Genomic DNA, 1,702 nt, shown 5'->3' with positions numbered 1-1,702 from the left:
CTCCCGCAGGAAGGCGAGCACGGCCGGGTTGGAGGAGGACAGTTCGGTGTAGGAGCCGAGGCCGAACGCGGGGTTCTGCTTGCGGATCTCGATCATGCGCCGGGTCCAGTGCAGCAGCGAGGACGGCGACGACATCGACGCCTCCACGTTGGTGACCTGGTAGCCGTAGACCGGGTCCATGATCGTGGGCAGGAACAGGCGGCCCGGGTCGCAGGAGGAGAAACCGGCGTTGCGGTCCGGGGTCCACTGCATCGGGGTGCGCACCGCGTCCCGGTCACCGAGCCAGATGTTGTCGCCCATGCCGATCTCGTCGCCGTAGTACAGGATCGGGCTGCCGGGCAGCGACAGCAGCAGCGCGGTGAACAGTTCGATCTGGTTGCGGTCGTTGTCCAGCAGCGGGGCCAGCCGGCGGCGGATGCCGATGTTGGCGCGCATGCGGGGGTCCTTGGCGTACTCCGCCCACATGTAGTCGCGCTCTTCGTCGGTGACCATCTCCAAGGTCAGCTCGTCGTGGTTGCGCAGGAAGATGCCCCACTGGCAGCTCGACGGGATCGCCGGGGTCTTGGCCAGGATCTCCGAGACCGGATAGCGCGACTCACGGCGCACCGCCATGAAGATGCGCGGCATGACCGGGAAGTGGAAGGCCATGTGGCACTCGTCGCCGCCACTGGCGTAGTCGCCGAAGTAGTCGACCACGTCCTCCGGCCACTGGTTCGCCTCCGCCAGCAGCACCTTGTCGGGGTACTGGGCGTCGATCTCCTTCCGCACCCGCTTCAGGAACTCGTGCGTCGCCGGAAGGTTCTCGCAGTTGGTGCCTTCCTGCTGGTAGAGGTACGGCACCGCGTCCAGGCGGAAGCCGTCGATGCCGAGGTCCAGCCAGAACTTCAGGGCGGAGATCATCTCCTCCTGGACGGCCGGGTTCTCGTAGTTGAGGTCCGGCTGGTGGGAGAAGAACCGGTGCCAGTAGTACTGCTTGCGGACCGGGTCGAAGGTCCAGTTGGAGGCCTCGGTGTCGACGAAGATGATCCGGGCGTCCTGGAACTGCTTGTCGTCGTCGGCCCAGACGTAGTAGTCCCCGTAGGGGCCGTCGGGGTTGGCGCGTGACTCCTGGAACCACGGGTGCTGGTCGCTGGTGTGGTTCATCACGAAGTCGATGATCACGCGCATGCCCCGCTGGTGGGCGGCGTCGACGAACTCCACGAAGTCCGCCAGGTCCCCGAACTCCGGCAGCACCGCCGTGTAGTCGGAGACGTCGTAACCGCCGTCCCGGAGCGGCGACTTGAAGAACGGCGGCAGCCACAGGCAGTCGACGCCCAGCCACTGCAGATAGTCCAGCTTCGCGGTCAGCCCCTTGAGGTCGCCCACGCCGTCACCATTGCTGTCCTGGAACGACCTGACCAGGACCTCGTAGAAGACGGCACGCTTGAACCACTCCGGGTCGCGCTCCGCGGCGGGAGTGTCCTCGAAGGTGTCCGGAACGGGCTCGTTGACGATCATCGTGTGGGTGACCCTCCGATCTGCGGTGAGGACGGTCGCAGGACGGTCAGCACGTGCGCGGGGCCATCGCCCGGCGCCAGACGTACATAGTTGGCCCTGCCCCAGTGATAGATGACACCGGTGAGCTCGTCGCGCACCGGGACGGTCTCGTGCCAGTCGAGGCCGAGCCGCGGCATGTCCAACGAGACCGTCGCCTCCTGGGCGT

At 66.5% G+C, this 1,702-nt stretch carries 2 protein-coding genes; both read right to left on the bottom strand.

Translation table 11 applies throughout. The features are described from left to right. A partial coding sequence (gene treS / locus AB0N14_RS39720; protein ID WP_366030553.1) for a maltose alpha-D-glucosyltransferase occupies positions 1-1,497 on the bottom strand: 1,497 nt, incomplete at its 3' end. Then, the coding region (locus AB0N14_RS39715) for an alpha-amylase (RefSeq protein ID WP_366030552.1) at positions 1,494-1,702 on the bottom strand (209 nt) is incomplete at its 5' end. The genes AB0N14_RS39715 and treS, both read right to left, overlap by 4 nt.

It is taken from the genome of Streptomyces sp. NPDC051104, assembly GCF_040682835.1.
Classification (GTDB): Bacteria; Actinomycetota; Actinomycetes; order Streptomycetales; family Streptomycetaceae; genus Streptomyces; species Streptomyces cynarae.
This window is presented reverse-complemented; position numbering and strand designations above follow the sequence as displayed.